The organism is Streptomyces sp. NPDC021100, from assembly GCF_044333095.1.
In the GTDB taxonomy this organism is placed as follows: Bacteria; Actinomycetota; Actinomycetes; order Streptomycetales; family Streptomycetaceae; genus Streptomyces.
Map to the genome: position 1 here is coordinate 127,431 of NZ_JBIRQH010000022.1, position 6,000 is coordinate 133,430.

At 75.2% G+C, this 6,000-nt stretch carries 2 protein-coding genes; one reads left to right on the top strand and one right to left on the bottom strand.

Going from position 1 to position 6,000, the window contains the following annotated elements:
• Positions 1–109: 109 nt before the first annotated feature.
• Positions 110–3,487 carry a hypothetical protein gene (locus tag ACH4PU_RS30210; RefSeq protein ID WP_398278965.1) on the bottom strand — a complete coding sequence of 1,126 codons (3,378 nt, stop codon included), beginning with the start codon at positions 3,485–3,487 and terminating at the stop codon, positions 110–112.
• Positions 3,488–4,043: 556 nt separating this feature from the next.
• Between ACH4PU_RS30210 and ACH4PU_RS30215 the strand changes: the two genes are divergently transcribed.
• Entirely contained in the window at positions 4,044–5,906 is a 1,863-nt protein-coding gene (locus ACH4PU_RS30215; RefSeq protein ID WP_398278968.1) for a transglycosylase domain-containing protein, read from the top strand.
• The last annotated feature ends 94 nt before the right edge of the window (positions 5,907–6,000 follow it).

A 6,000-nucleotide genomic window follows, 5' to 3' on the forward strand; every position in this document is an offset into this window, starting at 1 on the left:
CCCCGGTGCCGAAGCCACCGGATCCACACCGGCCGAGGCCCCGGGCCGTCAGGCAGGACCCGCTGGTCCGATCAGGCGTGCCGGGCCGCCGTCACCACACCGCCGGGCGTCACTCGTAGTGCACCACGGCCTCCAGCGCCGCCGCGCGTACGTCCCCGTCCTCGTGCCGTCGCAGCTCGCGCAGCAGGACGCGCCACTCCTCGGGCCAGACCAGCCGCCGGCCCTGGGCGGCCACCAGAGCGACGGCCAGCAGCCCGCCCGGCACGCCGTCGTCGGCGGCCGCGTGCCGCGCCGCGGCCAGGACGACCGCGGGATCCGGCGGCGTCGCGCCGACCAACTGGCGCTCCAGGTAGTCGGCCGTGCGGCAGGCGAGCCCGGGGCGGCCCCGGAGCGCGTCGGCCAGCGCGGACAACCGGGCCCGGAGGACGGCGAGTTCCTGCTCCGGGAGGATCAGGGCGCGCAGCAGGCCGGCACGGTCCTCGGCGACCGACGGTTCGTCCGCCAGTTGGTCGGCCAACGCCTCGAGGACGGGGACGGTGCCGGGGTCGACGCGGTGGGGCAGCCTCAGCAACAGCCAGTGCAGGCGTTGGGCGGCCGGGCGGTCGCGATCCGGACAGGCGTCGTACTCGGCTCTCCGGACGGCGGTGAGCAGGTCGGCGATCGTGTCGTGGAGCAGGCTGCCCGGTGCGGCGCCTCCGACGGGGTGGGGCGCTCCGGAGATGGCCAGGGTCCCGAGCGCCTGGGCCGCCTCGCGCCAGCCGACGCGAATATCGAGGTCGGTGACGGTGCGGCCGAGAACGGTGGCGGCCTCCGGGGCGTACGGGGCCCAGTCCGCGAGGCGGCCGAGTGCCGCCTCGCGGACCTCGGGGTCCGTCGAGGAGCACACCTCGGCGACCAGCCGGGCGTATCGGGGCCGGTGTTCCGCGGGCAGGTGCCAGGGGGCGGGCGTCAGGAGCGCCCGCTGGACGCGCGGCAGCCCGCGGCTCGCGTCGTCGAGCACGGCCCGCAGCTCTGGGGCGCCCACCAGAGGGGCCGCCGAGGCGACGACCGCGGCCCGGACGTCGGGGTGCTGGTCCGGTATCCGGTAGGCCGCGGCGAGCAGTGCCGCGGCGCGGGGCGCCGGGAGCAGGCGGGCCGCGAGCCGGACGGCTTGCTTGCGGCTGGTCACCTTGGCGCCCGGCCGCCGGAGGAGCACGTCCTCCAGCCGGCGGGCCAGCTCGGACGGCGCGACGGACCGTGCGGCGTGCCCGGCCGCGTACACGGCCACCCGGGCGCGGTCGCCGCCCGCGTGGCCGAGCAGGGTGCCGAGCGCCTCGGCGGGCCGGCCGGCGCGGGGCAGCGCGGCCAGCGCGGCCTCCGCCAGGAGCACGTCGGACGCGGCCAGTTGGTCGAGTGCCAACCCGCGACCGGCCGGCAGTCCGGCGACCGCGTGCAGGACGGCGGCGCGCTCGGGCAGCGGCCGGGCCACGTCCGTGACGACCGCGCGCACCACCCGGACGACCGCCTCCTGCTGGCGGGGCAGCAGCCGGTCGCCGTGGCGCGATCCGGGCAGGGGGCGGTCGGCGCCCGCGGGCAGGAACCGCCCGTACGGCGGGCGGTCGCCGAGGAGGGTGTCGAGCAGGTCCGTCCGGCGCGTGGCGAGGACCTCCAGGACGGGCGGGAGGGCGGCGGCGGAGGGCTCGCGTGCCAGGACGCGGGCGACGCGTTCGTCGCGCGTCGCGGGCGGCTCCAGCCACAGCCGGACCGCCGTCCGGAACGCCTCGTCGTCACCGGTGCCGAGGGCGTCCTCCAGCATGCGCTGCAGCGCGGGCATCCGGTGCGCCCGCCGTCCGAGGGCGGCGGTGAACGCGAACAGCAGCCGGTGGTCGGCCTTTTCGTGGGCGGCTTCCAGCCAGGGGCGCAGCACCTCGAAGAGCCGGTGCTCCTGCCCTCGTCGCAGGGTGCGGTGCAGCGGTCCGAAGTCCCGGTCCCCCATGTGCCCGGTGATGCGTTCCAGGGCGTGCAGCGCCCAGTGCGGGAGGGCCGGTTGGGCGCCCGCGCCCGTGCCGTGTGCGACGAGCAGGCCGGCGGCGAGCCGGCGCAGGGCGCCCCGGGTGGCGGCCGAAGCGTCCCGGGCGCCGAGGGCGTCCAGCAGGATCCGGTCGAGCGGGCCGGTGTCCTCGGCGGCGAGCAGGGCGGGGCGCAGGTCGGCGAGGGCGTCGAGGGCCGCGGCGCGCACGGGGTCGCGCTCGTTGCGCAGCCGCCGCGTCATGAGCTCCAGCACCTCCGCCACCGCGGCCCGTCCCCCGTCGCGTCCCGCGCAGGCGACCAGCAGCGGCCAGACGGCGGCGCGGTCGAGCGCGTCGGGGCGGTCGAGCGCGGCGAGCAGGTGGGGCCTCGCCTCGTCGAAGGGGCCGTGCGCGCGGGTGTCCAGCAGGTCGAGCCAGAACATCTGCTCGGCGTCGGGCTCGGCGAGGGAGCTGCGGACCTCGGCCCAGCGGCGCTCGCGCGGAAGGAGGGCGAGGTCGCCGAAGGGCACCCGGCCGGGCTCGTCGGCCGCCGTCACCTCGTCGAGGAACGCGGCACGGCGGCTCGGCGGCACCGCCTTGACCAGGGCCGTCAGATGCGGAGCGCTCCTCAGCCAGTGACGGCCCAGCAGGGGGAGGGACGGCGGGTCGGCCCGTACCAGCGCGCGGAACACCCCGGGCGGCAGGCCGGGTTCGTGACGCGGACGGTCCCGCTCGGGGGCGAGGAGCCAGCGGACGAAGCGTTCGGCGTCCGCGGCGACGAGGGCGCCCGCGGACCGGCGGAGGCAGTGGGGCAGGGTGCCGGGGCCGTGGCGCTCTAGAAGGGAGAGCACCCGCTCCGGGTGGGTGGCCGTGGTGACGGCCACGGCGCCGGCGTGCCGCTGCCACCAGTCGGCGTGCCCGGCGCCCGGGGGCCGCTCGGCGAGGTCCCGTCCGGCCTGGTCGAGGAAGGGGCCGGGGTGGCGGCGGGCCAGGCGCGCCGGTGCCGTGACGGCGTGCGCGAGGCCGGGCAGCGCGGCGGCCACGAACGACGGCGAGCAGCCGGGGAGCAGCCGGGCCGCTTCCGCGTCGTCCCCTTGTTCGCGGAGGCGGGTCACCAACCGTTCGGTGAGGCGCGGGCGGTCTCCCGCCCACAGAAAGCGGGCGATGCGGTCGCGGGTCGCGGCGGACGCGTCCTCGTACGCCGTCTCGATCGCGGCGTCCGGCAGCGGGAGGGCCCGGGCGCCCCGCAGCGCGTAGCCGGCGACGACGGGGTCGGGGTCGGCGAGGCGCGCCGCGAGGAAGTGCTCCTGCCGGCCGACCAGGGCGGCCAGGGCCGCGAGCCGGCGTTCGTGGTCGCCGCGGCCGTCGAGGTCGTCCAGTACGGCGATGAGCGTGCCCCGCTCGGCCAGGTCGGGCACGCTCAGGGCCAGCCGCCGCAGCCGGTGGTGGTGCGGGAGGGGGTCGAGAGCGGCGAGCAGCGTGTCGGCGGTGGGGACCATGACGGGAGTGTGCCTGGTCAGAGCAGCTTTCGGCCAATGCATTACGGACGGCTGAGGGGCGGGGGCCGGCCCCCCACGGCGGTCGTCACGTTCCTCGGTGGTCCCGGGAACCGCCCGGCCCCCCGTGAGCGTCATCCGGTCGCAGGCGTAACCTTCGTACCGGGATGAAACGGTGGACGCCGTTCCGCCCGGATCCCTGTCCGACCATGTTCCGGCCGCGTTCCGACCACGGAAAACCCGCGGAAAACCCTGGAACCCACAGGGAACCGTGATGTTTTCGCGACGAAACGGCACAAATCCCTGGGACTCCATCCCATAGGGTCGAGCAGTGATCGAACGTCGTAAAGGGGCACATGCCCGGAAAGCCGCCGCTCCCGCCGGTCTCCGCCGGCTGCTGGGCACTCGTCAGGGAACCGCGCGCCGCCTCGGGCGGTGGTTGCGGCCGGCGTACCCGCGCCCGGGGCGGTCGGGCTGGCGGCGCTGGGTCCCCTCGTGGCGGCAGACCCTGGGGCTGATATTCAGCTGTGTCGGCGCCGTCACCGGCCTCCTGGCGATCATGTACGCGCGCACGGAGATACCCGCCGACCTCAACGCCTTCGCCACCCAGCAGGACAACGTCTACTACTGGGCCGACGGCACCGAGATGGCGCGCACCGGCGAGGTCAACCGGCAGGACCTGCCCCTCGACAAGGTCCCCGAGAAGGTGCGCTGGGCCGCGCTGGCCGCCGAGAACGAGACGTTCTACTCCGACAGCGGCGTCTCCCCCAGCGGCATGCTCCGCGCCGTCACCAAGATGATCACCGGCGGCAGCACCCAGGGCGGCTCCACCATCACGCAGCAGTACGTGAAGAACGCCTACCTGAACCAGGAGCAGACGTTCTCGCGCAAGCTCAGCGAGATGTTCATCGCCATCAAGCTCGACCGCAAGCTGTCCAAGGACGAGATCCTGGAGCAGTACCTCAACACCAGCTGGTACGGGCGGGGCACGTACGGCATCGCGCGGGCCGCCCACGCGTACTACGACAAGGACGTCTCGGAGCTGAACGCGAGCGAGGGCGCCTTCCTCGCCTCGCTGCTCAAGGGGGCGGCGCTCTACGACCCCGCCGCGAGCGCCAAGAACCACGCGCGCGCGGTCGAGCGCTGGAACTGGGTCCTGGACCGGATGGTCGCCATCGGCAAGCTCTCCAAGAAGGAACGGGCCTCGTACACCCGCTTCCCCGAGCCCGTCGCCCCGCCGCACCCCACCGGGCTGGCGGGCCAGACCGGTTATCTGGTGGAGACCGCGCGGGCGTACGCGACCGCGCACAGCGACGTCTCCGACCAGGACTTCGCCCGCGGCGGCTACCAGATCCACACCACCTTCGACCGGCGGCGCGTCGAGGCGCTGGCCAAGGCCGTGAGCAAGGCCCGCGCCACGCTCGGCCCGGACCCGGACCACCCCGACCGCGACCTGCGCATCGGCGCCGCCTCGGTGACCACCGACGGGCGCGTCACCGCCCTCTACGGCGGCGAGGGCTATCTGAAACAGGGCTTCAACGACGCCAACTCCTCGGTGGTGCCCGCCGGGAGCGCGTTCACCCCGTTCGTCTACGCGGCGGCGCTGCGCGACGGCGTCCAGCGGGAGCGCGGCAAGCCGCGCACCCCCGTCACCCCGGCGACGCTGTACGACGGCGACGACAAGATCTCGCTGCTGACGCCGGAGGGCCCGTACTGGGACCGCTCGGGGAAGATCGTCAAGGCCGAGAACGACAACGGGAAGTCCTGGGGCAAGGTCACGTTGAAGAACGCGGTCGCCCAGTCGGTCAACACCTCGATGATGCAGCTGGGCATGGACGTCGGCCTGGACCGGGTCGGCAAGGTCGGCGTGGAGACCGGGCTGCTGGAGAGCAGCCTCGGCGAGAAGCTGCCGTCGTTCTCGCTCGGCACCTCGACGCCCAGCGCCATCCGCATGGCCGACGCCTACGCCACCTTCGCGGCCGAGGGCCGGCACACCGACCCGTATTCGGTGAGCGGTCTCCGCCGGAACGGGACGGACGTTCCCGTGGAGCGGCCCAAGCCGCGGCAGGCGCTGCCGGTGCCCGTGGCCAAGGCGGTGGACGACGCGCTGCGGGAGGCCGTCCGGCACGGCACGGCGCTCGCGGCGAAGGCCGCCGGGCCCGGCACGGCGGGCAAGACGGGCACGGCGCAGGACGCCAAGTCGGCCTGGTTCGTGGGGTACCGGGGCGGCCTGTCCACCGCGGTGTCGCTCGCCCGCATCGACCCGAAGAGCCAGGAGCTGCTGCCCCTGGACGGCAGCGGGGACGGCGCGGACAAGGGCGACAAGAGCAAGGGCAAGGGGAACGCCAAGGGCGGCAAGGGCCCGTCCCCCGCCTCCGTCCCGCTGGGCATCTGGACGCGGTACATGACCGGCCGCCCGTGAGCTTGTTCTTTAACCTCCTGTGCGACATCCCGTGAGTTCCCCTGAGCGCCACTGAGTCGCTGACTTCGTGGCCGGGGCTTTCTCACCGTGGGTT